Raw genomic sequence first — 24,517 nt, 5'->3', positions numbered from 1 at the left:
ATTGTTTTTGGGCCAATGGGCTGGCCGAGTCTAACTGCAGATCGCATCCGGGAGATCGTCCGTTGAGACTATTGTCGACGGGCGCTCAATCCGGGAACTTCAAGCGCACCCGCGCACCGCCCGGGCGGCTTTGACAGGCCAGGGTCCAGCCTTCGGCCAGTTCTCGGGGGCTGAGCACGTCGTTGCGGGCCATTCGGGTTTCGCCTTCCTCGACCACGCACATGCAGGCGCCGCAAAAACCTTCTTCACAGGAAGAGGGCACATCGAGGCCGGCGGCCTTGCAGCTTTGCAGCAGGGTATCGCCGGGCTGACAGGCAATTTCGTGTTGCTGACCGTCGAGTACGATCACCAGCGATTCGCAGCGCGAGGCGAGGGAGGCTTGCCGGGCGGCGGCTTCTTCCGCCAGCAATTCGTCGGGATCGGGCGGCGAGACGAAGCGCTCGACATGGATGCGTTCAGCGGCTTCGCCCAGCTCCAGCAACGTCCGTTCGACGGTGTCCATGAACGGACCCGGGCCGCAGATAAAGTATTCGCCGCCGGCAGACCCTTTCAGCAAATGGCGCACCTGGTCGGCGGTCAGGAAGCCTTGCACCGAATCCAGCGCGTGCACCACTTGCAGTTGTTCCGGATGGGCCTGGGCCAGTTGCCGCAGCTCATCCTTGAAAATCACCGACGCTACATCGCGATTGGCGTAGATCAACTTGATCGGCCGCCGGCTGCGCTGCAGCGTCGATTTGAGAATGGAAAACACCGGGGTGATGCCCGATCCGCCACCGAACAGCACCAAAGGTCTGTCGTCATCAGGCTGATGCTCATCGAGGCAGAAATGCCCGGCCGGCGGCAAGACTTCCAGCCAGTCACCGACCTTCACCTCGTTCATCCAGTTTGACACCCGACCGCCCTCGACCCGTTTCACCGTGACTTTGGGTCGCTCGTCGGTCAGCGGCGAACTGGCCATGGAATAGCAGCGGGTCAGCAGCTTGCCGGCACAGGGCACGCGAAACGTCAGGAACTGCCCCGGTTTGTAGGCAAAGCGCTCACGCAGGTCTGGCGGGATGTCCAGCACCAGCGAGCGGGCATCGGCGGTTTCGTCGATCACCGCGCACACTTGCAAGGAATGGCTGGCTGCCATGGCCTGGGCCGGTGTCAGGTTCTGTTGTTGCGTGCCCATGTTCACCTCTGCCTCAGAGCCCGCTGATCAGTTGGGCGTTGTCGACGCGGATCTCGGCACCGTTGACGAAACGCGACTCGTCGGTGGCGAGAAACAGCACCACATTGGCAATGTCGGCCGGCGCGCACATGCGGTTCATCGGGTCCTGATCGAGGTCTTGCTGGTTGATCGCCACGCCACCGGTGAGGGCCTGGGTCATCGGCGTGTTGACGCCGTCCGGGTGCACGCTGTTGCAGCGAATGCGGTAACCCTGTTGCTTGCAGTGCAGGGCAATCGAGCGGGTCATCGCCGCCACTGCGCCCTTGGACGCCGAATAGGCGCAGAACATCGGCATCGCGCCCAGCGCGGCCACCGACGACATGTTGATGATCGAACCACCACCGGTTTCCTTCATCGCCTGAATCGCGTACTTGCAGCCGAGGAAGTAGCCGTCACCGTTGATTTTCTGCACCTTCTGCCACAGCTCCAGCGTGGTGTCTTCGATGCTGCCCAGTGCCAGGATCGCGGCGTTGTTGACCAGCACGTCGAGGCGGCCGAAGTGTTCCAGGGTGGTTTTGATCACGTGCTGCCAGTCGCTTTCGCTGGCGATGTCGTGACGGATGAACAGCGCATTGCTGCCGATTTGCGCGGCCACTTCGCGGCCGGCGCTTTCGTTGAGATCGGTCAGCACCACCTTGGCACCTTCGCGGGCCAGCAGCAGGGCGTCTTCGCGACCGATGCCGCTGGCGGCGCCGGTGATGATGCAGACTTTGCCTTCTACACGTTGCATTGTTGTTCTCCTGAGCGTGTGGTTTGAGCAGCAAGTTGTTCGGCCACGTGGGCGGCGGCGCGCCGGCCGGAATAAATGCAATCGGCCAGGGACAGGCCCGAGACATACAGATTGGAAGCGACCCCGACCGCGTTGCGCCCGGCGCTGTACAGGCCGGCAATCGGCTGGTCGGCGTGGTTCAGTACCTGGCCGCTGGTTTCGCAGACCTTCAGCCCGCCGAGGGTGATGACGGGGCAGGGGAAGAGGCGGCTGGCAAAGGACAGATCGAGGGCGTACCACGGGCCCTGATCCATGTCGGCGAGCATCGCTTGGGATTTTCCGAACGGATCGACGATGTCCCCCCGTGCGGCGCGGTAGTAGGTATTCACGGTGCGTTGCAGGTTGTCGGGCGGTAAGCCGCAACGCTTGGCCAGATCCGCAAGGCTTCGGCTGCGTCTGGCGTTGAACAGCAGATTGAGCAGCACCGGCAAACGCTGGAAGGCCCAGACTTTGCCCGGGCCGACCTGACGCAGCGCTTCACGTACCAATGCCCGGTCGAGAATCAGGATGGCGCGGCCGTCCTGCTCTTCCACCATCGAATGGCCCAGGGTCGCGCCGTAGATTTCTTCGTTGGCGTAACGCTCGCCGCGCGCATTGACGATCAGGCCCCGGGCCCAGGCCAGCGGCGGGTTGATGAAACGCCAGGCGCTGACTTTATCCATCCGCGCCACGCGGCCGCCGGCGCTCTGGCCCAGAGCGATGCCGCTGCCGTTGCACCCGGTAGTGCCCAGCGGCAGACCGGGCAGATAGCGCGGCGCATGCTGACGCACCCATTCACGGTTGAAGATGAAGCCGCCGCTGCTCAGCAGCACGGCGTGGTCGGCGCGAATCAACTGGCGCTCGGCACTGGCGAGCTCAATGCGCCGCAAGCGTGCGCGTAACTGATCAGCCAATGCCGGAGCGTACATGTGAATCACGGTGGCCCAATGTGACAACCGGGCATGTCGTCGGGCGGCGCGACTGCCGCTCGGCAGGTGCCACGCTTCGACACCCACCACCCGGTCATTGGCATCGATCACCAGACGCCGGACTTCGCACTGGCTGCGCAGGCGTGCGCCGAGGCGCAAGGCGCTGGCTTTCAACGGGGCGAAAAGGCTCGCGCCCGACAGGCCGGGGCCTTTGGTGCGATGGCCGCGGGGTGCCGCTTTGGCGATCGCGGCGTAGGCCGGGACGGCTTCGTTGCCGGAGTAATAAAGGTAAAACTGGTCACTCGGGTAGGACGTCTTGTGCGGCGGCACGCTGGATTCGAATGCCACACCCTGGCGTTCGAGCCAGGCCAGTTGCTCGCAACTGCCTTCACAGAAATCGCGCAGGGTCTGTGGGCTCACGGCCTCGCCGACTTCCTGGCGCAGGTAGTTGAACATTGCGTCGTGGCTGTCGTCGTAACCGGCCTGGCGCTGATACGGCGTGCCGCCCCCGACATACACCACACCACCGCTGATGGCCGTAGCGCCGCCGCCGGCGAAGCGATCCAGTGCCAACACCGACAGCCCGCGACTGGCGGCTTCAATCGCCGCGCAGGCACCGGCGCCGCCAAAACCGACCACCAGCAAATCGCAGCGATCGTCCCAGTCCAACTGCTCGGCGCTGTTCACGCGCAATGGCGACAACTGTTGTTGAGCGTCCATGGCCCGGCCTCAGCCCGCAGCAGCAAAGGCAGATGCCGGGTTGGCGGTGGTGGTGTAGCTGCCGTCGAGGTAGACCAGCGGGGTGATGGTGTCGCTGGTGTGAATTTGCAGGATGCGCCCGATGAACACGGTATGGGTGCCATAGCTGAAGTGGCCGTCCTGACGGCAGAGAATCGCCGACTGGGCGTCACTCAGGTACGGAATGCCGCCGGGGCTGGTCAGCCAGTTGCCCTGGTCGAAACGTGCCTCGCCCTTGATCGAACCGCTGCAGCGATGGGCCAGACCTTGCTGTTCGACGCCGAGGATGTTCACGCAGAAGTCCGCGCCGGTGGCCAGCGCCGCGTGGGAAGAGGCGGTCTTGTTCACGCAGATCAGCAGCGACGGCGGCTCGGTGCTGAGGGAATCCACCGCCGTGGCGGCCATGGCGAAACGCTCGGAGCCGTTGCTGGTACTGATGATGGTGACTGACTTGGCCAGACGGCGCATGGCCTGGAGCATGTCGGCTTTCAGATTGTCGTCGTTCATCGCACTCGTCCTGTGGTTGTACTGGAGTGCGATGGATTTTTGCGCTGGCGTGCCTGCGCAGCATCGTCCGAGGGGACTAGGCCTTTGGGTGGGCTGCGTACGTGCTTCGGATCATCGCCGACATGGTCCGTTTGAGGGATGTCCGCCTCTTTTCACATTGTTTGAATGCCGCACAGGAGGCAGACACCGCAAGTGCGGCACGTGCCTCGCTGCACGCGCGCCCCGGCGGACGGGGTGAACAATGGAGAACAATAAAAATGCTCAACCAAGACCTGATTCGCCAGCGTCTGAGCCAGCGTGCCCGCGAGCTGGTACCGATTCTGCGTGAGCGCGCCCTCGACGCCGCGCAAGCCGGCCAGTTGCCGGAACAGACCCTGAAGGATTTTCAGGACGCGGGGTTCTTTCGCATCCTGCAGCCGGCACGCTGGGAAGGCTACGAGCTGGAGCCCAAGGATTTTTTTGAAGTACAGATGACCCTCGCCGAGGGCTGCATGTCTTCGGCCTGGGTGCTTGGCGTCGTGGCAATTCATAACTGGCAGATGGCGTTGTTCGACGACCGTGCGGCGCAGGATGTCTGGGGCGATGATTCCAGCGTGCTGATTTCTTCTTCCTATATGCCGGTGGGCAAGGTCGAACGGGTGGAGGGCGGTTTCAAACTCAGCGGGCGCTGGGGCTTTTCGTCCGGCAGCAAGCATTGCGAGTGGGCGTTTCTCGGGGCACTGGTTCCGGCGGAAGAGGCCGGTGGCGCGCCGGATTACCGGACGTTCCTGGTGCCGCGCAGTGACTACCAGATTCTCGATAACTGGAACGTCATGGGGCTGGAAGCCACCGGTTCTCACGACATCCTGGTCGAGAACGCTTTCGTTCCCGAGTACCGCACTCATCGGGCGTTCGACGGTTTCATGCAGAACAGTCCCGGGAATGCGGTGAACACCGCGCCGCTGTTTCGTCTGCCGTTCGGGCAGATTTTCGTGCGGGCCGTGTCGTCGTCGGCCATCGGCGCGCTGCAAGGCGCGGTGGATCAGTTTGTTGAACACAACCGTGCGCGGATCGGGGTTAACGACGGACGCAAGATGGTCCAGGACCCGGCCGCACAATCGGCGCTGGCCAACGCCATGGTCTGCGTCGACGAATGCAAGACCGTGCTCTATCGCAACTTCGCCTTGATGCTGGAGCGCGCACAAAAAGCCGAGCCGCTGAGCATGCCTGAGCGAGTGAAGATGCGTTACGACTCGGCATTGGTAGCCGACAAATGCGCCAAGGCAGTGGGCGAGCTGATGTTCAACAGCGGTGCCTCGACGATTTTCCGCAGCCATCCGATCAACCGTGCGTTCCGCGACATTCACACCGGTCGCGCCCACGTTGCCAACAGCCCGGCGAAGTATGGCTGGAACCTCGGCGCCGTGAGCATGGGCCAGGACAGCAACGACTTTTTCCTCTGAGCGCAGTGCGCTGAATCGGCTAGTCCGTTTGCAGGATTCCGGCGCCCGGGCTTTCCCTGAGCATGAGCGCCAAGGCGTCGCTCACCCGCGCCGGTTGCGCATCCAACAAGTACAAGGATCAACCATGAAATTTTCCCTGATTTACGAAGCCCAGACGGTGGATTCCAGCCGTGAGGGCGATCGCAAGATTTTCGAAGACACCGTCGAACAGGCCGTGCTGGCCGACAAACTGGGTTTCGATACGTTCTGGTGTGTGGAGCACACAGCGCTCAGCAACTACTCGCACATGTCCGCCCCGGAAACCATGCTGGCGTTCGTCGCCGGTAAAACCGAGCGGATCGGCATCGGCCACGGCGTGGTCTGCCTGCCGCCGGCGATGAACCACCCGGTCAAAGTCGCCGAACGAATCGCCACCCTCGACCTGCTGTCCAAGGGCCGCGTGCATTTCGGCGTCGGCAAGGGCGGCACCCAGCAGGAGGCCGGCACCTTCGGCTATGACCTGACGACGTTGCAGCCGCAGATCGACGAGATGATGTACCTGATCCCGAAAATGTTCGTGTTCGACGAAATCGAGCACCAGGGCGATTTTGTGCAGATCCCGAAACGGCCGATCCATCCCAAGCCTTATCAGGACCCGCATCCGCCGATGTACCTGGCCTGCACCAACACCGACTCGCTGAACAAGGCAGGCAGTCGCGGCATGGGCGCACTGGTGCTGGGTTTTGGCGGCCCGGAAGAAATCGCCAAGAAGGTCGAGGTCTATCACCAGGCCTGGGACAACCGTGACGTGAAACATCAGGTGGGCTTCCGTCCCAACCGCCACATCGCCGCGCTGTGCCCGGCGATCGTGCTGGAAAACAACGAAGAAGCGCGGCGCATCGGCATCCGTGGCCAGCGTTATTTCATGGAGTCGCTGGGTTACTGGTACGGCGGCGGCGAGCGTCCGGACCCGGAAAAGTGGAAGGACGACACCTTTGTCGATGGCAACGGGCAGAGCGTGATCAAGTCGCGGTTTGCCTCGGAAGAGGTCAGCGTCGATTTCTCCGACCCGACCATGGCGATGATGAACCCCAACCATGCTTACGGCACTGTTGAGGATTGCATTGGTTACGTGCAACGGCTGATCGATGCCGGCGCTGACGAAATCCTGTTCATCTGCCAGATGGGTACCGTGCCGCAGTGGGCGCAACTGGAGACGTTGAAGAACATTGGCGAGAAGGTGATTCCGCACTTCCGCAAAAAATAAGCGGACCGATGCCTGCTGTTGATCGCAATTAAGGTCTGGAACGGAATCCAGTCCCCATTTCCAACGGGTCCCCAAGGCCCGTTTTTTTATGCCTGCGTTCCGGGGCTGCGCTAGTCCCATTGGACGATGTTTCCCCCCTGCGAACCCGTTTGAATAGGCCTCGATACAGTCTCCCCGGCATTCGCCGTCGGGCGGCTCGGCCTGAGAACAACGAGGAGTGCATCCATGGATATCCGTGGTCTGGGTTACGTCACCCTGTTATCCAGCGATCTGGCGCAGTGGCGGCAGTACGCAAGTCAGGTGCTCGGCATGATGGTGGCCGGCAGCGATGACGATGAGCGTCTGTACCTGAAAATGGACGAGCGCCACCACCGGATTCTGGTGGAGAAAAGCACCGAGAACGGCTTCGGCGCCTGCGGTTGGGAAGTGTCGGGCAAAGCGGCGCTGGAGCAGGCCGTCAGCGCGCTGGAACGCGCCGATGTGCAAGTCACCCGTGGCACCGAGGCGCAGGCCCGGGACCGCAAAGTCCAGGAACTGGTGCACTTCAGCGATCCCGACGGCAACCGTCACGAACTGTTCTGGGGTCCGTTGCAGGACTTCGCGCGCTTCGTGTCGCCGGTCGGCGTGAAGGGATTTGTGACCAATGAACTGGGCATGGGCCATGTGGTGCTGCCGGCGCCGAGCTTCGATCGTTGCCGGGATTTCTACGAACAGGTGCTCGGTTTCGGCCTGTCGGACCTGATGAAAGTCCGCTTCACACCGGATCCGGCCGAGCCGCAAAAACGCATTCACTTCCTGCATTGCAACAACGGTCGTCACCACTCGCTGGCGATTTTCGAGTGCCCGATGCCCCACGGCTGCGTGCACATGATGGTCGAGGTCAACGCCCTGGATGAAGTGGGTCGGGCCCTCGACCGGGTGCAGGCCAACGGCGTGAAGATGTCCGCCACCCTCGGCCAGCACACCAACGACCAGATGATCTCGTTCTACATCAAGACCCCGTCCGGGTTTGACCTGGAATACGGCTGCGATGGTCTGGTGGTCGATTGGGAACAGCACACGCCGTTCGAAAGCACCGTGGTCAGTCACTGGGGCCATGACTTCAGTGTCGGTCGCCAATGAGGAATACGACGATGGACAAGCGAATGACCACGGCCGAGATGGTCGGCCAACTGCGTGACGGCATGACCATCGGCATCGGTGGCTGGGGCCCGCGGCGCAAACCCATGGCACTGGTGCGCGAGATCCTGCGTTCCGACCTCAAGGACCTGACCGTGGTCGCCTATGGCGGCGCGGATGTCGGCATGCTCTGCGCAGCCGGCAAGGTCCGCAAACTGGTATTTGCCTTCGTGTCGCTGGATTTCATCCCGCTGGAACCGTACTTCCGCAAGGCGCGTCAGGACGCAGCGCTGGAAGTGATGGAAATCGATGAAGGCATGCTCCTGCTTGGCCTGCGTGCCGCTGCGATGAAGGTGCCGTTCATACCGACGGCCGTGGGGTTGGGCACCGATGTGCTGCGGCACAACCCGCAGATCAAGTTGATCGACTCGCCTTATGCCGACAACAAGCAATGGGTCGCCATGCCGGCGCTCAAGCTCGATGCGGTGCTGATTCACGTTGACCGCGCCGATGTGCGCGGTGTGTGCCAGATCAGCGGTCCCGATCACTACATGGACGACTTGCTCGTGCGCGCCGCGACCCACAGTTACGTGACCTGTGACGAACTGGTCGACAGCGACTACTTCCATGCCGATCCGGCCCGGGCGCATCAGGTGTTCTGGGAACGCAACCTGACCACCGCCGTTGCCCACGTGCCGGGCGGTGCGCACCCGTCGTCCTGCGCGCCGCTGTACGGCTTCGATGTCGCGCATTTCAAGGCCTACAACGCGTCTGCCCAGGCGGCCGAGGGTTGGCAGGACTACGTCCGCGACTATGTCGACTGCACCCACGAACAGTATCTGGACAAGGTCGGCGGCCTGAACGCCATCCGCAAGCTTCCTTTGCCGGTCTACTAAGCGAGCCTAGACATGACGACTTCTGCAACGACTTACAGCCTCGCCGAGCTGATGATCTGCGCCGCTTCCGAAGCCTGGCGCGATGACGGCGAGGTGCTCGCCACCGGGATCGGGGTGATTCCGCGACTGGCGGCGTCATTGAGCATGCTGACCAGCAATCCGCAGCTGCTGATGACTGACTCCGAGGCCTACATGGTCGCCGAGCCGGTGCCGTTGGGCGCACGCAACGGCTATGAGCCTAAGCGCGACAGCTGGATGGGCTTTTCGCGGATTTTCGATAACGTCTGGAGCGGCAAGCGCCACGCTCTGGTCGGCCCGACGCAAATCGACCGCTTCGGTCAGGCGAACATTTCCTGCATCGGCGACTACGCCAAACCCAAGGCACAAATGCTCGGCGTGCGGGGCTTTCCCGGCAATTCGATCAGCCATGCCAACTCCTTCTGCGTGCCCAGCCACAACCGTCGGGTGTTCGTCGAAGGCGAGGTCGGTATGGTCGCCTCGGTCGGCTACAACCCGGCGCGCCTGGCCCGGGGCTGGTCGCTGGACGAGATCGATATCCGCCTGATCGTCACCGACCTGTGCGTGCTGGATTTTCTCGGCCCGCAACGACAAGTGCGCATCCGCTCGCTGCACCCCGGTGTGACAGTCGAGCAGGTGCAGGACAACACCGGGTTCGAGCTGCATGTGCCACAGGATTGCCCGACGACAGCGGCACCCACAGCCGAGCAGTTGCAACTGATCGGGCGACTGGACCCGCATAACCTGCGCGCCAGTCAGCTCAAAGACAACCCGCCGGGCCAGCGCTGAGTCGCACCGTTTCGGAGAAAAGTGATGGCTGAACATAACGATAATAACGCCGCCGACGTGGTGCTCTACGAGGTACGCGGGGAGGTGGCGCTGGTCACCATGAATCGCCCCGAGTACCACAATGCCCAGAACTCGCAGATGACCTACGCGCTGGACGCGGCGTTTCGCCGTGCCTGCGATGACGACGAGGTGAAAGTCATCGTGCTGCGCGGGGCCGGCAAGCACTTTTCCGCCGGGCATGACATTGGCACGCCGGGGCGGGACGTTCACAAGACGTTCGACCGCGCGAGTCTCTGGTACGACCACACCAACAAACCCGGCGGTGAGTTTCTTTACGCCCGGGAGCAGGAAGTCTATCTGGGCATGTGCCGGCGCTGGCGCGACATGCCCAAGCCGACCATCGCCATGGTGCAGGGCGCGTGCATTGCCGGCGGGCTGATGCTGGCGTGGGTCTGCGACCTGATTGTGGCCAGCGAGGATGCGTACTTTGCCGATCCGGTGGTGCGCATGGGCATTCCCGGGGTCGAGTATTTTGCCCATGTGCATGAACTGAACCCGCGTATCGCCAAGGAATTTCTGTTCCTCGGCGAACGCATGCCGGCGGCGCGCGCCTATCAGATGGGCATGCTCAATCGGGTGGTGACTCGCGAATCCCTCGAACAGGAAACCCTCGAGATCGCCGGGCGCATCGCCCAGATGCCGCGCCTGGGCCTGCAACTGAGCAAGCAGGCGGTCAACAACGCCGAAGACCTGATGGGCAAGCGCGCGACCATGGACATGGTCTTCGGCCTGCACCATTTCGCCCATGCACACAATGAACTGGTGTCCGGCGACCGGCTCGGCGGCTACGACGCCAGGGCCATGGCCAGTTCGCAACGCTCCACGGGTGGGGCGTGAATATGGCGATCTCTTTGAATACCCGGCTGACCGAGTTGCTCGGCTGCCGTTATCCGATCATCCAGACAGCGATGGGCTGGGTGGCTGACCCGAAACTGGTCGCCGCCACCAGCAATGCCGGCGCCTTCGGTTTTCTCGCCGGCGCGACCATTGAGCCGCAGCACATGGAGGCGGCGATCCTCGAAACCCGTCGCCTGACGGATCAGCCATTCGGGGTCAACTTCCATATGTACCAGCCCAACGCCGACGACATCGTCGAGTTGGTGCTGCGCCACAAGGTACGGGCGGTCAGCTATAGCCGTTCGCCCGGTAAGCAGATGATCCAGCGGCTGAAGAATGCCGGTGTGGTGTGCATTCCCACGGTCGGCGCGCTGAAGCATGCGCAGAAAGCCGTGGAAATGGGCGCCGATGCCGTGACCGTACAGGGCGGCGAGGGCGGGGGGCATACCGGTTCGGTGCCGACGTCGTTGCTGCTCGATCAAGTGGTCAACACGGTGTCGGTGCCGGTGGTGGCGGCCGGTGGCTTCAAGGACGGCAGGGGGCTGGTGTCGGCCCTGGCCTACGGCGCCGAAGGCATCGCCATGGGCACGCGGTTTCTGATGTGCGCCGAAAGCCCGGTGCCGGCGCAGACCCTGGCGCGTTATCTGGCTATCAAAGACCCGGCGGCGATCATCGTCAGCCGTGCCATCGACGGAATGCCGCAACGGATGATCCGCAACGAATTGCTCGACCGACTGGAAACCAGCGGCGTGTTCAAGCGCTGGGTATTGGCGGTGCGCAGCGGTCTGGCTTACCGCCGCCACAGCGGCATGAGTTTGACTCAGTTGCTTTCCAGCGCTCTGAAAATGCGCAGCAGCGGAGACCTGACTGCCGCGCAAAGCATCATGGCCGCCAACGCGCCGATGGTCATTCAGAAAGCCATGGTCGACGGATTGCCCGCCGAAGGTGTTTTGCCTTCGGGGCAGGTCGCGGCCTCCATCGACAGCCTGCCGAGCTGTGCCCAATTGATCGAACAGATCGTTCGTGACGCCGAATTGCGTCTGGACGAACTCTGCCGTCGCGTGTCGTGAAAGGAAAAAACATGCAGCCATTCAGCGTCAGTATCGATAACGGCATTGCCGAACTGGTGTTCAACCAGCCGCCGGTCAACGCCTTCAACTGCCGGACCTGGGCCGATATCGCCCGTGAAATCGAAGGCCTGGGCACCGACAACCGGGTGCGGGTCATCGTAATCCGGGCCGAAGGTCGCGGCTTCTGCGCCGGGGTCGACATCAAGGAACTGGCCGCCGACGGCAACCTGATCGTGGCGGTCAACAAGGGCAACTACGACAGCTTCAAGGCCATTCACCGCAACCCGAAACCGGTGATCGTGGCGGTGCATGGTTTTGTGCTCGGCGGTGGCATCGGTCTGTGCGGCGCTGCCGACATTGTCGTGGCCTCCGAGTGCGCGACTTTTGGCGTTCCGGAAGTTGACCGGGGCGCCATGGGCGGTGGCGCGCATTTGCAGCGGTTGTTCCCGGTGCAGAAGGTCCGGCACATGTACTTCACCGGCGAGCCGATCAACGCGACCGAAGCCTGGCGTCTCGGGGCGGTGGAACGTGTGGTCAAGCACGAAGACTTGCGTGACGCCGCGTTGCAGATCGCCCGCACCATCGCCGCCAAGAGCCCGGCCATGATCAGCCTTGCCAAAGAAGCGCTGAACGGGATTGAGGACGGCAATCTGGAAGACAAGTATCGCTGGGAGCAGGGCTTCACGCTTGAAGCCTATCGCTCACTGGATTCACAGGAAGCACGGGACTCGTTCATCGAGAAACGTGATGCCCGGTTCAACGGCTGAAGGTGCGCACATGGATCTGACTTATACCCCGGCCCAACAGGCCTTCCGTGCCGAAGCGCGCGCGTGGCTGACGGCCAACGTGCCTCGCGAACCGCTGCAATCATTCGACACCGAGCAAGGTTTTGCTCAACACCGAGACTGGGAAAACCGCCTCAATGACGGGCGCTGGGGCATGGTCACCTGGCCGGTGGAGCTGGGCGGGCGCGGTTGCGACTTGATCGAGTGGCTGATTTTCGAGGAAGAGTATTACCGCGCCGAGGCCCCTGCACGGGTCAACCAGAACGGCATTTTCCTGCTCGGCCCGACGTTGATGGAGTACGGCAGCGAAGCCCAGAAAGCGCGCTTTCTGCCGCGCATGGCCACCGGTGAGGATATCTGGGCCCAGGCCTGGTCCGAGCCGGGGGCGGGTTCCGACATGGCGGCGATCCGTTCGCGGGCCGAACGGGTCGGCGACCACTACGTCATCAACGGCCAGAAGACCTGGTCGACCCGCGCCGTATGGGCCGACTGGGTGTTCGGGATCTTCCGCACCGACCCTAACTCCCAGCGTCATCATGGCCTGACGTTCATTCTTCTGCCGCTGGATACGCCGGGGATCACGGTACGGCCGATTCCTCAGCTCAACGGCTTGCCGGGGTTCGCCGAGATCTTCTTCGACGACGTCAAGGTCCCGGTGGAAAACGCACTGGGCGGCGAGGGCATGGGCTGGCATGTGGCGATGTCCACCGCCGGTTTCGAGCGCGGTTTGTTGCTGCGTTCCCCCGCACGCTTTCAGGAAACGGCCCGGCGTCTGGTGCAGCTGTATCAAGCCAATCGCGAGCAGGCCGACCGCGACCCGGCGATTGGCGAGGCGGTAATGCGCGCCTGGCTGGACGCCGAGGCCTACACCCTCAACACCTACCGCACCGCGTCGCAACTGGTGCAGGGCGGCAAGATCGGGCCGGAATCCTCGACCAACAAAATCTTCTGGTCGGAACTCGATCAGCGCATGCACGACACCGCCATGAGCATTCTCGGCCTGCGTGGCGAGCTGCTGCCCGAAGCCCCGGCGGCGGGCGATGTCGGCCACTGGCTGGAAGGTTTTCTGTTTGCCCAGGCCGGGCCGATCTACGCCGGCACCAACGAGATCCAGCGCAACATCATTGCCGAACGCATGCTCGGCATGCCGCGAGCTTGAGGAAGAGACCATGGACTTTAATTTCAGCCGCGACCAACTGCTGTTCCAGGACAACGTCAGGCATTTTCTGATCAACGAGGTGACGCCGGAGCGCATTCGCGAACTCTGGCAGACCGATTGCGGGCGCAGCGATGAGCTGTGGGCGCAATTGGTCGAGCTGGGGCTGACTGCACTCACCGTTCCCGAAGCGTTTGGCGGAATGGGTATGAACGAGCTGGACTTCGTGCTGCTCGCTCAGGAGTGCGGGTATGCCGGGCTGCCCGAGCCGTTGGTGGAGACGATGCTGGTGGGCGTGCCGTTGCTCGCCGGACTTGATGAGCGCCACGCGGCTCTCAAGCAGGACTGGCTCGGGCGCATCGCAGAAGGCACCGCACGACTGGCGGTTGCCGAACCGGGTAATCCGCTGGTCAGCGATGCCCATGTTGCCGAACTGCTGTTGCTTGCCCATGGCGATGAGGTGCATGCGGTCGAACCCGGCGCGGTGCAGTTGACCCGCAATGTGTCGGTCGATCCGGCTCGGCAGTTGTTCCAGGTCTCCTGGACTCCGTCGCCTGCGACCTGCGTGGCCTCCGGCGAACAGGGGCGGCGACTGTGGGCGGAGGCGGTTGATCGTGGCGCGCTGGGCAGTGCCGCGCAGATGTTGGGGCTGGCCAAACGCATGGTCGATCTGGCGGTGGATTACACCTTCGAGCGCAAACAGTTCGGCAAGCCGGTGGGCTCGTTTCAGGCGGTCAAGCATTTGATGGCCAATGTCGCGGTGCAGATCGAGTTCGCCAAAGGGCCGCTGTACCGCGCGGCCTATGCTGTCGCCGAACAGCAGCCGAACCGCTCGGTGCTGGTGTCCCACGCCAAACTGGCGACCTCGGAAGCCGCCCTGCTGGCGGCAAAAAACACCATTCAGGCCCACGGTGCCATGGGCTACACGTGGGAAGTCGATCTGCACCTGTTCATGAAGCGCGCCTGGGCGCTGGACAAGGTCTGGGGCGATCGCGGTGCTCACAAAGAGCGGATTCGCACAGCCTTGTTCGACGGTCGTTGCGCACTGGGTGCCGGCCAGACGTTCTGACGGCACCACTTACCGAGAAAAATCATGCCTGAAGCTTATATTGTCGACGCCCTGCGCACGCCTACCGGGCGGCGCAAGGGTGGTTTGAGCCATATTCACGCGGCCGATCTGGGCGCCCATGTCTTGCGTGCGCTGGTCGAACGCAATGGCATTCCCGACGAGGATTACGACGACGTGATCTTCGGCTGCGTCGATACGATCGGCCCGCTGGCCGGGGACATCGCCCGCACCAGTTGGCTGGCTGCCGGACTGTCGCAATCCGTCCCCGGCACCACGATTGATCGCCAGTGCGGCTCGTCCCAGCAAGCGGTGCACTTTGCTGCGCAAGCGGTGATGAGTGGCACCCAGGATGTGGTCATCGCGGGCGGCGTGCAGACCATGACGCAGATCCCGATTTCGTCCGCCATGATCGCGGCCGAGCCTTTGGGCTTCAGTGATCCGTTCAGCGGCTCCGAAGGTTGGGTACGGCGCTACGGTGCGCAACCGCCGACGCAGTTTCGTTCGGCGCAGATGATTGCCGAGAAGTGGGGGTTGTCTCGCGAGCAACTGGAAGCGTATTCGCTGGAGTCCCATCAACGGGCATTGCGCGCCATCGAGGAGGGACGGTTCCTGCGGGAAATCGTGCCGCTGGCCGACGTGGTTCACGATGAAACGCCGCGTCAGACCAGCCTGGCGAAAATGGCCGAACTGGATTTTCTGTTTGGCTGCGACCGGGTGACGGCGGCGGTGTCCAGTCAGACCTGCGATGCGGCGAGCGCGATGCTGATCGTGTCCGAAGCGGCGCTCAAACGCTACGGACTGACGCCGCGTGCGCGAATCCACCACCTCAGCGTGCGTGCGGAAGACCCGATCTGGATGCTGACGGCGCCGATTCCGGCCACCGCATACGCACTGAAACGAGCGGGCATGAAGCTGGAAGACATTGATCGGGTCGAGATCAACGAAGCCTTTGCCTCCGTCGCCATGGCGTGGCTGAAAGAGACCGGCTATCCCCACGAACAGACCAACGTCAACGGCGGCGCGATTGCCCTCGGCCACCCGTTGGGCGCCACCGGCACGCGCTTGATGTGCAGCCTGCTGCATGAGCTGGAGCGCAGCGGTGGCCGCTTTGGTTTACAGACCATGTGCGAAGGCGGCGGGCAGGCCAACGTGACGATTATCGAACGCTTGTGAATGAAGTTTTGACGGGAGCAGGACCATGCAGATCTGTAACAACCGCGTCGTGATCATCACCGGTGCCGGGGGAGGGCTGGGGAGGGCGTATGCGCTGGCATTCGCCGCCGAGGGCGCGAAAGTGGTGGTCAACGACATCAATCGCGAGGCAGCACTGGCGGTGGTGGATGCCATTGAGTCGCAGGGCGGCAGGGCCGTGGCCAACAGCAACGACATCACCCGCTATGACGATGCGGCGTTGATCGTACGCCAGGCGATCGAGACCTTTGGCGGGCTGGACGTGGTGGTCAACAACGCCGGCATCTGCCGTGACCGCATGTTCACCAGCCTTAGCGAATCCGACTGGGATGCGGTGATGGCGGTGCACCTCAAGGGGCATTTCTGCATTTCCAGCCATGCAGCGCGTTATTGGCGTGAGCAGGTGAAGGCTGGCCAGCCAGTGAGTGCGCGGGTCATCAACACCAGCTCCGGCGCCGGTTTGCAGGGTTCTATCGGCCAATCCAACTACGCCGCAGCCAAGGCCGGCATCGCTGCGCTGACGCTGGTGCAAGCGGCGGAATTGGGGCGCTATGGGATTACCGTCAACGCCCTGGCCCCGGCCGCGCGCACCGGCATGACCGAAGGGGTGTTTGCCGACGTCATGAAAAAACCGGACGAGGGCTTCGACTACTTCGCGCCGGAGAACGTCGCGCCACTCGTGGTGTGGCTGGGTTCGCAGGAGTCAGCAGAGGTGAACGGGCAGATGTTCGAAGTGGAAGGCGGCAAGTTGTCGATTGCCGATGGCTGGCGTCGCGGGCCGGAACTGGACAGGCAAGGCCGCTGGGCCATGGACGAAGTCGGCGGGGCGGTCGCGCAATTGCTGAACCGGGCGGTGCCGGCTGCGAAGGTGTATGGCAGCTGAGATTCAGGCTACTGGCATTCGCCTGCTGTAATGGCGGGCGAGTGCGCTGCCGTTTTCCATGGGTGTTACTCGGCTACCGTTCTGCACCTTTTCCGGGCTCGCAATGAGCCAATAGGTAGCAAATCCCGATCTTCGTGCGTGGTTGTGCACGGCGCATTTTCTCCTTAATTCATTCGAATCAAACGCTTGGCGAGTTGCTGCAGGTTTTGGCATGCATTCTGCTTTTATGTATCCGTGGATAATTGGATACAAAAAGACAGAAGGTGCCGCCATGCAATTCGCTCCCGCCTATGACCAGCGCCAACCGATGACTGCCGAGGAAGAGGCCTACAACTTTCTTCTGGAAGGCATCTGCGGCGGTCGTTATCGCAAAGGTGACCGGCTGATCGCCGAGGACATCGCCGGCGAAATCGGCATGAGCCGGATGCCCGTGCGCGAAGCCTTTCGCCGTCTGGATGCGCAGGGCCTGGTGACGCTGCGGCCCAATCGCGGTGCGATTGTCAGCGGTCTGGATGTCGAGGAAATGCACGAGGTCTTCGAGATGCGCAGCGCGCTGGAGGGGCTGGCGATTCGGGTGGCGGTGCCGAAGATCGGCGAGCGTCAGTTGACGGCCCTGGAACGACTGCTCGATGAAATGGATGACTACCGCGACGAGAGCGCGGAGTGGGTCAGTCGTCACCGCAAGTTCCATGAATACCTGTGCAGCCTCAGCGGAAGACCTCGTCTGGTGAAACAGATCAGCGCGCTTTACTCGCTGATCGAAGCGCCCATGCGCCTTTGGCTACAACACGGTGAAAAGCCGCTGAGTGCACGCGAGGAACACGTGGTGATCCTCGATGCCATACGCGCCGGTGATGCGGTCAAGGCCGAAGCGGTAGTGCGCGAACACATCGAAGGCACGGTCCCCGAGCTGATCAAGTTTCTGCAATCGGAACGATAACCACAGAGCGGGCAACGAACCCGCCGATGTTTTGACTTTGAGTACTGCCCCGTTACTAACCGAACTGGAGTGTCTGGTCATGCATACGTCTCGCCTGTTGTTGGCTGCAATTTCCCTGGGGCTCTGTACGCAGTGGGCGGTTGCCGCACCCACCGTGCCGGAGCGCTTGCTCAAGGTCGACAAACTCACCTATTGCTCGGGCATGGATTCGCCGCCCCTTGTTTCCTTCGATGAGGCGCAAAAGCCAAAAGGCCTGACCGTCGACCTGGGCCTGGAAGTCGCCAAGCGCCTGGGAGACAAAAAGGTCGAGTGGCGGGTGATCCCGTTTTCCGGACTGCTGCCGGCCTTGCTGGCCAAGCAGTGCGACATGATCGTCGACCAGTTGTTCGACAAGCCCGAGCGCCGCGAGGTGATCGACATCGTCAACTACATGTATTCCAGCCAGGCGGTGGTGGTGCCCAAGGGCAATCCGAAGGGGCTCAAGACGCTGCCCGATCTCAGCGGGCACAAGATTGCAGTGCTCAACGGTTCGACCATCAAGACCTTGCTCGACACCGAGAATGAAAACCTGACCAAGGCCGGCAAGCCACCGATGAAGCTGGTGGTCTACAACACCGACACCGATGCATTTCAGGCTCTGCGCATCAGTCAGGTCGACGCTTACGGCACCACGGTGGAAACCGCCGGATATTACGCCGCCATGGCCCCGGATCTGTTCGAGGAAGGTGTGCCTGCCTTCAGCCGGATCCTCACAGGCCTGGGCATTCGCAAGGACGACCCGCAACTGAGTGCCGCCGTGCAGCAGGTGATCACCGACATGCGCAGCGACGGCAGCTACAACCAGCTCCTGAGTAAATGGCACGTCTCCAGCGACACTCTCGATTGAGGTCAGCGTTGATGAACTTCAATTGGGATGTGTTCTGGCAGTACCTGTTGCAGCCCAGCGGGGTCTACCTCACCGGGCTCTGGCTGACGTGCCTGATCAGTGTGCTGGCCATGTTATTGGGTTGTGTTTTGGGGCTGGCCGCTGCGCTGTTGCGGTTATCGAAGAACCCGTTGCTGCATCTGCCGGTGCGCTTTTATGTGTGGCTGATGCGCGGGACGCCGTTGCTGGTGCAGATCGTGTTCCTTTACACGGCGCTGGCGGCGGGCGGGATTTTCCGCTTCGAAGACATCGAGCTGTTCGGGCTGGTGGTCCCCGGCAATATTCAGGCTGCAATCATCGCACTGGGCCTGAACGAAGGCGCGTACATGGCCGAGATCATTCGCGCCGGTATTGGTGCCGTCGACAAGGGGCAATACGAGGCCGGGCGTTCCCTGGGCATGACCTTCGCCAAGCTGATGCGCCGGATCGTTTTGCCGCAGGCGTTTCGGGTCATCGTTCCGCCGCTGGGCAACGAGTTCAACGTGATGCTTAAAAACACCACGCTGGTCAGTGTGATCGGCGTGCAGGAGTTGCTGCTCAGCACGCAAATGGTCACTTCGGCGACTTTCCGGGTGTTCGAGTTGTACCTCGTGGTGGCGATCTATTTCCTGTTGCTCACGACGCTGTGGGGCTTTTTCCAGCGCTGGCTGGAGACGCGCTTCGGCCAGTCGGATCGACCTTCGTCGCCGCCGCCGGCATCCAGCCGGATGTTCGGTCGCAGCACGCTGAAACTGCTGAGGGGACGCTAACCATGGCGCATCAAAGTGACGAACTGATCATCGAAGCGCTGAACATTCACAAGTCGTTCGGCAACCTCGAGATTCTCAAAGGGATTTCCCTGCAAGTCCGGCGCGGTGAAGTGGTGGTGCTGATCGGCGCCTCGGGGTCGGGCAAAACCACGTTTATCCGCTGCATCAATTTGCTGGAAGACATTCAGTCCGGGCAGATCCGGGTCAACGGTCAGTCCATGGGCTATCGCACCAAGGCCGATGGCAGCCTGGTGCGGGATTCGGAACGCAACATTGCCCGTCAGCGGCGGGACATCGGCATGGTGTTCCAGCGCTTCAATCTGTTCCCGCACATGACCGCGCTGGAAAACATCATCGAAGCACCGATTCAGGTGTTGGGTGTGCCGCGCAAAGCGGCGGAGGAACAGGCGCGGTCATTGCTCAAGCGTGTCGGGCTGGCCGAGAAGGCCAACCACTACCCGTCGATGCTTTCCGGTGGCCAACAGCAGCGGGTGGCGATTGCCCGGGCTTTGGCCATGAAGCCCCAGGCGATGCTGTTCGACGAACCCACCAGTGCCCTGGACCCGGAAACCGTCGGTGAGGTCCTTCAGGTGATGAAGGAACTGGCGGAGGAGGGCATGACGATGGTGGTGGTCACCCATGAAATGGGTTTTGCCCGTGAAGTTGCTGACCGTGTGGTGGTGCTCGATCAAGGTGAACTGATCGAGCAGGGCCCACCGGAACAGATTTTCAGTCACCCCACTCATCCCCGTACCCAAGCCTTTCTCAGCCGCGTGCTGTGAGACCCACAAGGATATTGATGATGCGTTTATCGAGCGTGTTTGCGGCCCTGTGCTGCGCTGCCGTGGTGCCCATGATCCAGGCTGCCGACCCGGTGGTGAAGGTCTACAACTGGTCCGATTACATTGGCCCCGACACCCTGAAGAACTTCGAGAAAGACAGCGCCATCAAGGTGCAGTACGACATCTTCGACACCAATGAAATGCTCGAGGCCAAGCTGCTTTCCGGGCACTCGGGGTATGACGTGGTGGTGCCTTCCAGCCAGTTTCTGTCCAAGCAGATCCGCGCAGGCGCCTATCAGCCGCTGCAGCGTGAGTTGCTGGATAACTGGAAGCACCTCGACCCGCGCTTGATGCAGCGTCTGGAGGCGGCCGATCCGGGCAATCGTTATGCCGTGCCTTATATGTGGGGCACCGTGGGCATTGGCTACAACGAGGAGAAAGTGCGAGCGGTGCTGGGCAAGGACGTGCCGCTGGATTCCTGGTCCATGGTGTTCGATCCGCAGAACCTTTCCAGGCTTAAAAGCTGCGGCGTGGCCTTTCTCGATGCGCCGGTAAAGATCATTCCTCAAGCCATGCTTTATCTCGGGCTGGACCCCAACAGTGTCAAGCCGGACGACTACAAGCAGGCGTCGAAACTGCTGATGACCTTGCGGCCGTCGGTGACCTACTTCAACTCATCGAAGTACACCGCAGACCTGGCCAATGGCGATATCTGTGTGGCGATCGGTTACTCCGGCGACGTGATGCAGGCTCAGACCCGAGCTCGTGAGGCCGGGAAAAACATCGATATCCGCTACATGATTCCCAGGGAAGGCGTGAACCTGTGGTTCGACATGCTGGCGATCCCCAAGGATGCCGGCAACGTAGCCAACGCCCACGCGGTGATCAATTACTTGCTGCGACCCGAGGTGATTGCGTCGGTCAGTGACTACGTCGGGTATGCGAACCCGAACAAGGACGCGACGCCGTTGATGGACCCCAAGGTCAGCGGTAACCCGGGGATCTACCCGGGCGACGAAGTGATCAGTCACACCTTTGTCTCCGCCGATCTGCCGGAAAACATCCAGCGCCTGATGACCCGCGAATGGAACCGGATCAAGTCCGGCCAATGAATCCTTGTTTTGAAGAGCCTTTGCCATGCTGAAATTTTCTGCTCATGAGTATCCGTATCCGTCACAACGCCAAAGCGTGTTTGCCCGTCGAGGCATGGTGGCGGCGTCCCAGCCGCTGGCCGCTCAGGCCGGTATCGAGATGATGCAAAAGGGTGGCAATGCGATCGACGCCGCCATCGCCACGGCGGCAGCGCTGACCGTGGTCGAGCCTACGGGTTGCGGTCTTGGTGGTGATGCTTTTGCTCTGGTCTGGTTCAAGGATCAGTTGCATGGACTCAATGCCAACGGCCATGCGCCTGCAGCTTTGAGCATCGAAGCGGTCAAGGCTGCCGGCCATGAACAGATGCCGCTTTATGGTTGGACGCCGGTGACGGTGCCTGGTTGCCCGTCGGCGTGGGCCGAGCTTTCTCAACGCTTTGGGGTATTACCGTTCGCTGACTTGCTGCAGCCCGCGATCAGCCTGGCGTGGGATGGTTTTCCGCTGTCGCCCGTGGTTGCCCATCAGTGGCAGGTTGCTTTGGATGAGTTCGGTCCCCATCGCGACGCAGTGCTGGACGCCTGGTTCGATACGTTCCTGATTGAGGGCAGGGCGCCGAGGGCAGGGGAGCTGTTTCGTAATCCAGCGCAAGCGCGGACGCTTGAAGAGTTGGCACAGAGCCGCTGTGAAAGTTTGTATCGTGGCGCGTTGGCCCAACGGCTGGATGCCCATTCACGGGCGACTGGCGGGTATCTGCGAGCCACGGATCTGGAACATTACCGTGCGCAGTGGGTGGAGCCGATCCACGTCAACTATCGTGGTGTGGATGTCTGGGAAATTCCGCCAAGCGGCCAGGGTCTGGTTGCATTGATGGCATTGAAGATTCTCGAGGGGTTCGACTTTGATCATCGTGACAGCCAGCAGACGTGGCATCGTCAGCTGGAGGCCATGAAACTCGCCTACAGTGATGGTTTGCACTACATCACCGATCCACTGCACATGCGCGTGGCGGTGGCCGATCTGTTGAATGATGACTACAGCGCACGGCGCCGTGGGAAGATCGGCGATAAAGCACAACCACCGAAGCCAGGCGATCCTCATGCCAGCGGTACGGTTTATCTGGCGACGGCCGATGGGCAAGGCAACATGGTGTCGTTCATCCAGAGCAATTACCACGGCTTTGGTTCGGGTGTGGTGCTGCCTGACTGCGGCATTGCACTGCAGAACCGGGGGCAGGAGTTCAGTCTTGATCCGGAACACGCCAACTGCCTGGCGCCGGGCAAGAAGACGTTTCATACGATTATTCCGGGCTTCCTGACCCAGGATGGCCAGGCGCTAGGGCCGTTTGGTGTGATGGGCGGGTACATGCAACCTCAGGGGCATGTGCAGATGGTCATGAACCTGGTGGATTTTGGCCTGAACCCGCAATCAGCGCTGGACGCTCCGCGTTGGCAATGGCTGGGGGGAATGAAGGTTGGGATCGAGCAGGGAGCTTCGAGGGATCTGGCCAATGCCTTGATGCGCCGGGGGCATGAGGTGCAGATCGCCTGTGATCTGACGGATTACGGCCGGGGGCAGATTATTCTTCGTGATCCGGTCAGTGGCGTGCTGTGTGGCGGGACTGAGCCGAGGGCGGATTCGCATATTGCGGCGTGGTAAAGTCAAGGGTAGAAATGCAGCGAACGTCTTCGAATGTGAGGCCATTATAGGTTAACTACACTAAATGACCGTTTAGTCGAGTTATTACAGGCTGTATTGAAAATCGTTGGAGCAGGTCATGAATCCACACTCGATTACTGCGTCAAACCTGATCGCATCACTGGACCTTGAACCTCACGTCGAAGGCGGATTCTTTCGCAGAACCTATCAGGCCGACCACCGGGACATGCTCGAAACAACGGGCGGACCGCGTTATCTGATGACGTCGATTTACTACCTGTTGACCGAAGATTCACCGGTCGGCCAGTTTCATTTCAACCAGTCGGACATCCTGCATTATTTCCATCTGGGCGATGCCATCGAGTACAGCCTTATTCACGCTGACGGTTCGTTGCAGACATTCGTGATGGGCAGCGACATTCTGGCAGGACAACATCTACAGCTGCACGTACCGGGCGGAATCTGGAAAGCCTCCAGACTGCTCGATGGCGAGAACGGATTTGGCTTGATCAGCGAAGCGGTTTCGCCAGGGTTTGATTTTGCGGACATGGAAATGGGGAATCGGCAGAAACTCACAGCGCAGTATCCACAGCATCGAGCGCTGATTGAAAAGCTGACGCGTGATGAGGATTGAGAGCCGTACATTTGAAATGGATCGTGTGATCACCTGGCATCAAGCGCATGGTGCCTTGGAGAGAGATGCTGGAGATTGAAATCGGGTGTGCAACCGGGCTGATCTCGTAACATCTAGTTACGTGTAATGTATATTATGTTAAATTATGTGTCAGAGCGGAACTTTACGAAACCTGCTTTATGGCCTGTCACTCCGATTCGCCACTCAACTCAACCTGGATCTTTCGCACCACACTGTGCATCGCTGGCAGGTAACGCCGAGCCGCTTCATCCACCGACATTGCCTTGGCGATGTACACCAGGTTCAGACAACCCATTAGCCGCGCCTCATGGGTGATCGGAATGGCGATGGCGGCGATCTTGCGCTCCTGGCCCCAGTGGGAATTATTTTCTCCATATCCCTTGCTTACCGTATGCTCAACCAATCGCTCAACAAACCGCCGGTCCGCTGCCAGCGCGGATTGCTCGTCTTCGCGGCTGATCATCAACTCAATCAGTTCTTCACGTTCGGCCGGCGGGCAAAAGGCGAAGTAGGCACGCCCCGTGGCGGTCATCAGCAACGGCAGACGCCGCCCGACCATGGAACGGTGGAACGAAAGGCGACTGAAGCGATGGGTAGTCTCGCGAATCACCATGGCGTCGCCGTCCAGGGTGCACAGATCGGTGGGCCAGACTACCTCTTGCAGTAGCTCGCCCAGCAGCGGTGCCGCAATGGAGGAAATCCACTGCTCATCGCGAAAACCCTCACTCAATTCCCGCACTTTCAAGGTCAGCCGATAGCTGTCGTCGGACTCGCTGCGCCGCACGTAACCCTCGGCCTGCAAGGTCTCCAGCAAGCGCCTGACGGTGGTGCGGTGCAGCCCACTTTGCTCGGCCAGTTGAGCCGTGCTGGCGCCGCCGTCGAAGCGATTCAGGCCGTTGATCAGGGCCAGGCCGCGCATCAACCCACGTACGGCCTTGTATTCGGTCTCGCTCATCGAATCGCTCCGTTCTGCTTGTAAATCAACGTTGTGCACCTGGTGCACACTAACAAGGGTTGTCGTTGTC

General features: G+C 61.5%; 24 protein-coding genes. 19 read left to right on the top strand and 5 right to left on the bottom strand.

Annotation, left to right across the window (positions count from 1 at the left end; all coding sequences use genetic code 11):
• Positions 1–85 precede the first annotated feature (85 nt).
• The 4 genes from M5B44_RS15370 to M5B44_RS15355 are packed head-to-tail and all read right to left on the bottom strand — an operon-like array spanning position 86 to position 4,132.
• Positions 86–1,171, bottom strand: a complete 1,086-nt coding sequence (locus M5B44_RS15370; RefSeq protein WP_248739741.1) for a ferredoxin--NADP reductase — start codon at positions 1,169–1,171, stop codon at positions 86–88.
• A 13-nt stretch (positions 1,172–1,184) separates the two neighbouring features.
• Positions 1,185–1,940: a glucose 1-dehydrogenase gene (locus M5B44_RS15365; RefSeq protein ID WP_248739740.1), complete on the bottom strand. Its 756-nt coding sequence runs from the start codon at positions 1,938–1,940 to the stop codon at positions 1,185–1,187.
• Positions 1,928–3,607: an FAD-binding protein gene (locus tag M5B44_RS15360; protein ID WP_248739739.1), complete on the bottom strand. Its 1,680-nt coding sequence runs from the start codon at positions 3,605–3,607 to the stop codon at positions 1,928–1,930. The genes M5B44_RS15365 and M5B44_RS15360 overlap by 13 nt, the downstream gene beginning before the upstream one ends.
• 9 nt (positions 3,608–3,616) lie before the next feature.
• Complete coding sequence (locus tag M5B44_RS15355; RefSeq protein WP_248739738.1) at positions 3,617–4,132, bottom strand: flavin reductase family protein; 516 nt, start codon at positions 4,130–4,132, stop codon at positions 3,617–3,619.
• Positions 4,133–4,389: 257 nt separating this feature from the next.
• On the opposite strand from M5B44_RS15355, the gene M5B44_RS15350 reads away from it, so the two are divergent.
• The 19 genes from M5B44_RS15350 to M5B44_RS15260 all read left to right on the top strand — a co-directional run bounded on the left by M5B44_RS15350 (position 4,390) and on the right by M5B44_RS15260 (position 23,471).
• Positions 4,390–5,574, top strand: coding sequence for a flavin-dependent monooxygenase (locus M5B44_RS15350; protein WP_248739737.1), 1,185 nt, complete (start codon positions 4,390–4,392; stop codon positions 5,572–5,574).
• A gap of 124 nt (positions 5,575–5,698) precedes the next feature.
• The gene (locus M5B44_RS15345; RefSeq protein ID WP_248739736.1) at positions 5,699–6,820 is read left to right on the top strand and encodes an LLM class flavin-dependent oxidoreductase; all 1,122 of its coding nucleotides are present in this window, start codon (positions 5,699–5,701) and stop codon (positions 6,818–6,820) included.
• 225 nt (positions 6,821–7,045) lie between these two features.
• Positions 7,046–7,942, top strand: a complete 897-nt coding sequence (locus M5B44_RS15340; protein ID WP_248739735.1) for a VOC family protein — start codon at positions 7,046–7,048, stop codon at positions 7,940–7,942.
• A gap of 11 nt (positions 7,943–7,953) precedes the next feature.
• Positions 7,954–8,835 carry a CoA transferase subunit A gene (locus M5B44_RS15335; RefSeq protein WP_248739734.1) on the top strand — a complete coding sequence of 294 codons (882 nt, stop codon included), beginning with the start codon at positions 7,954–7,956 and terminating at the stop codon, positions 8,833–8,835.
• Between the two features lie 12 nt (positions 8,836–8,847).
• Positions 8,848–9,642 (top strand): CoA-transferase subunit beta, encoded by a 795-nt coding sequence (locus tag M5B44_RS15330; RefSeq protein WP_248739733.1) that lies wholly within the window; start codon positions 8,848–8,850, stop codon positions 9,640–9,642.
• 24 nt (positions 9,643–9,666) lie between these two features.
• On the top strand, positions 9,667–10,539 hold the full coding sequence (locus M5B44_RS15325; RefSeq protein ID WP_248739732.1) for an enoyl-CoA hydratase: 873 nt from the start codon (positions 9,667–9,669) through the stop codon (positions 10,537–10,539).
• A 2-nt stretch (positions 10,540–10,541) separates the two neighbouring features.
• The gene (locus M5B44_RS15320; RefSeq protein WP_248739731.1) at positions 10,542–11,609 is read left to right on the top strand and encodes an NAD(P)H-dependent flavin oxidoreductase; all 1,068 of its coding nucleotides are present in this window, start codon (positions 10,542–10,544) and stop codon (positions 11,607–11,609) included.
• Between the two features lie 11 nt (positions 11,610–11,620).
• Positions 11,621–12,376: an enoyl-CoA hydratase family protein gene (locus M5B44_RS15315; RefSeq protein ID WP_248739730.1), complete on the top strand. Its 756-nt coding sequence runs from the start codon at positions 11,621–11,623 to the stop codon at positions 12,374–12,376.
• 10 nt (positions 12,377–12,386) lie between these two features.
• Complete coding sequence (locus tag M5B44_RS15310; protein ID WP_248739729.1) at positions 12,387–13,553, top strand: acyl-CoA dehydrogenase family protein; 1,167 nt, start codon at positions 12,387–12,389, stop codon at positions 13,551–13,553.
• 10 nt (positions 13,554–13,563) lie between these two features.
• On the top strand, positions 13,564–14,619 hold the full coding sequence (locus M5B44_RS15305; protein ID WP_248739728.1) for an acyl-CoA dehydrogenase family protein: 1,056 nt from the start codon (positions 13,564–13,566) through the stop codon (positions 14,617–14,619).
• A 24-nt stretch (positions 14,620–14,643) separates the two neighbouring features.
• The gene (locus M5B44_RS15300) at positions 14,644–15,792 is read left to right on the top strand and encodes an acetyl-CoA C-acetyltransferase (RefSeq protein WP_248739727.1); all 1,149 of its coding nucleotides are present in this window, start codon (positions 14,644–14,646) and stop codon (positions 15,790–15,792) included.
• A gap of 25 nt (positions 15,793–15,817) precedes the next feature.
• Positions 15,818–16,693, top strand: a complete 876-nt coding sequence (locus M5B44_RS15295) for an SDR family oxidoreductase (RefSeq protein ID WP_248739726.1) — start codon at positions 15,818–15,820, stop codon at positions 16,691–16,693.
• A gap of 271 nt (positions 16,694–16,964) precedes the next feature.
• Positions 16,965–17,633, top strand: coding sequence for a GntR family transcriptional regulator (locus M5B44_RS15290; protein WP_192551754.1), 669 nt, complete (start codon positions 16,965–16,967; stop codon positions 17,631–17,633).
• A gap of 79 nt (positions 17,634–17,712) precedes the next feature.
• A complete protein-coding gene (locus M5B44_RS15285) occupies positions 17,713–18,519 on the top strand; it encodes an ABC transporter substrate-binding protein (RefSeq protein ID WP_134826953.1) in 807 nt (268 codons plus the stop codon).
• Between the two features lie 11 nt (positions 18,520–18,530).
• A complete protein-coding gene (locus M5B44_RS15280; RefSeq protein ID WP_085709894.1) occupies positions 18,531–19,307 on the top strand; it encodes an amino acid ABC transporter permease in 777 nt (258 codons plus the stop codon).
• Between the two features lie 2 nt (positions 19,308–19,309).
• Positions 19,310–20,089, top strand: coding sequence for an amino acid ABC transporter ATP-binding protein (locus tag M5B44_RS15275; protein ID WP_248739725.1), 780 nt, complete (start codon positions 19,310–19,312; stop codon positions 20,087–20,089).
• A 20-nt stretch (positions 20,090–20,109) separates the two neighbouring features.
• Positions 20,110–21,201 (top strand): polyamine ABC transporter substrate-binding protein, encoded by a 1,092-nt coding sequence (locus M5B44_RS15270; RefSeq protein ID WP_318653939.1) that lies wholly within the window; start codon positions 20,110–20,112, stop codon positions 21,199–21,201.
• A gap of 25 nt (positions 21,202–21,226) precedes the next feature.
• Positions 21,227–22,837, top strand: a complete 1,611-nt coding sequence (locus tag M5B44_RS15265; RefSeq protein ID WP_248739724.1) for a gamma-glutamyltransferase family protein — start codon at positions 21,227–21,229, stop codon at positions 22,835–22,837.
• 118 nt (positions 22,838–22,955) lie between these two features.
• Positions 22,956–23,471, top strand: a complete 516-nt coding sequence (locus M5B44_RS15260; protein ID WP_248739723.1) for a cupin domain-containing protein — start codon at positions 22,956–22,958, stop codon at positions 23,469–23,471.
• Between the two features lie 187 nt (positions 23,472–23,658).
• On the opposite strand, the gene M5B44_RS15255 is transcribed toward M5B44_RS15260, so the two are convergent.
• Positions 23,659–24,447: a DNA-binding transcriptional regulator gene (locus M5B44_RS15255; RefSeq protein WP_248739722.1), complete on the bottom strand. Its 789-nt coding sequence runs from the start codon at positions 24,445–24,447 to the stop codon at positions 23,659–23,661.
• Between the last annotated feature and the right edge of the window lie 70 nt (positions 24,448–24,517).

Origin of the sequence: Pseudomonas sp. MWU12-2029 (assembly GCF_023242425.1) — a bacterium.
Classification (GTDB): domain Bacteria; phylum Pseudomonadota; class Gammaproteobacteria; order Pseudomonadales; family Pseudomonadaceae; genus Aquipseudomonas; species Aquipseudomonas kribbensis.
Note: the sequence above shows the minus strand (reverse complement) of the source record. Positions and strands in the feature narration are given on the sequence as shown.

Bases quoted from the DNA above. Each gene is read 5' to 3' on its own strand.
- M5B44_RS15370 (WP_248739741.1), bottom strand. From the start codon at position 1,171: ATGGGCACGCAACAACAGAACCTGACACCGGCCCAGGCCATGGCAGCC.
- M5B44_RS15365 (WP_248739740.1), bottom strand. From the start codon at position 1,940: ATGCAACGTGTAGAAGGCAAAGTCTGCATCATCACCGGCGCCGCCAGC.
- M5B44_RS15360 (WP_248739739.1), bottom strand. From the start codon at position 3,607: ATGGACGCTCAACAACAGTTGTCGCCATTGCGCGTGAACAGCGCCGAG.
- M5B44_RS15355 (WP_248739738.1), bottom strand. From the start codon at position 4,132: ATGAACGACGACAATCTGAAAGCCGACATGCTCCAGGCCATGCGCCGT.
- M5B44_RS15350 (WP_248739737.1), top strand. From the start codon at position 4,390: ATGCTCAACCAAGACCTGATTCGCCAGCGTCTGAGCCAGCGTGCCCGC.
- M5B44_RS15345 (WP_248739736.1), top strand. From the start codon at position 5,699: ATGAAATTTTCCCTGATTTACGAAGCCCAGACGGTGGATTCCAGCCGT.
- M5B44_RS15340 (WP_248739735.1), top strand. From the start codon at position 7,046: ATGGATATCCGTGGTCTGGGTTACGTCACCCTGTTATCCAGCGATCTG.
- M5B44_RS15335 (WP_248739734.1), top strand. From the start codon at position 7,954: ATGGACAAGCGAATGACCACGGCCGAGATGGTCGGCCAACTGCGTGAC.
- M5B44_RS15330 (WP_248739733.1), top strand. From the start codon at position 8,848: ATGACGACTTCTGCAACGACTTACAGCCTCGCCGAGCTGATGATCTGC.
- M5B44_RS15325 (WP_248739732.1), top strand. From the start codon at position 9,667: ATGGCTGAACATAACGATAATAACGCCGCCGACGTGGTGCTCTACGAG.
- M5B44_RS15320 (WP_248739731.1), top strand. From the start codon at position 10,542: ATGGCGATCTCTTTGAATACCCGGCTGACCGAGTTGCTCGGCTGCCGT.
- M5B44_RS15315 (WP_248739730.1), top strand. From the start codon at position 11,621: ATGCAGCCATTCAGCGTCAGTATCGATAACGGCATTGCCGAACTGGTG.
- M5B44_RS15310 (WP_248739729.1), top strand. From the start codon at position 12,387: ATGGATCTGACTTATACCCCGGCCCAACAGGCCTTCCGTGCCGAAGCG.
- M5B44_RS15305 (WP_248739728.1), top strand. From the start codon at position 13,564: ATGGACTTTAATTTCAGCCGCGACCAACTGCTGTTCCAGGACAACGTC.
- M5B44_RS15300 (WP_248739727.1), top strand. From the start codon at position 14,644: ATGCCTGAAGCTTATATTGTCGACGCCCTGCGCACGCCTACCGGGCGG.
- M5B44_RS15295 (WP_248739726.1), top strand. From the start codon at position 15,818: ATGCAGATCTGTAACAACCGCGTCGTGATCATCACCGGTGCCGGGGGA.
- M5B44_RS15290 (WP_192551754.1), top strand. From the start codon at position 16,965: ATGCAATTCGCTCCCGCCTATGACCAGCGCCAACCGATGACTGCCGAG.
- M5B44_RS15285 (WP_134826953.1), top strand. From the start codon at position 17,713: ATGCATACGTCTCGCCTGTTGTTGGCTGCAATTTCCCTGGGGCTCTGT.
- M5B44_RS15280 (WP_085709894.1), top strand. From the start codon at position 18,531: ATGAACTTCAATTGGGATGTGTTCTGGCAGTACCTGTTGCAGCCCAGC.
- M5B44_RS15275 (WP_248739725.1), top strand. From the start codon at position 19,310: ATGGCGCATCAAAGTGACGAACTGATCATCGAAGCGCTGAACATTCAC.
- M5B44_RS15270 (WP_318653939.1), top strand. From the start codon at position 20,110: ATGCGTTTATCGAGCGTGTTTGCGGCCCTGTGCTGCGCTGCCGTGGTG.
- M5B44_RS15265 (WP_248739724.1), top strand. From the start codon at position 21,227: ATGCTGAAATTTTCTGCTCATGAGTATCCGTATCCGTCACAACGCCAA.
- M5B44_RS15260 (WP_248739723.1), top strand. From the start codon at position 22,956: ATGAATCCACACTCGATTACTGCGTCAAACCTGATCGCATCACTGGAC.
- M5B44_RS15255 (WP_248739722.1), bottom strand. From the start codon at position 24,447: ATGAGCGAGACCGAATACAAGGCCGTACGTGGGTTGATGCGCGGCCTG.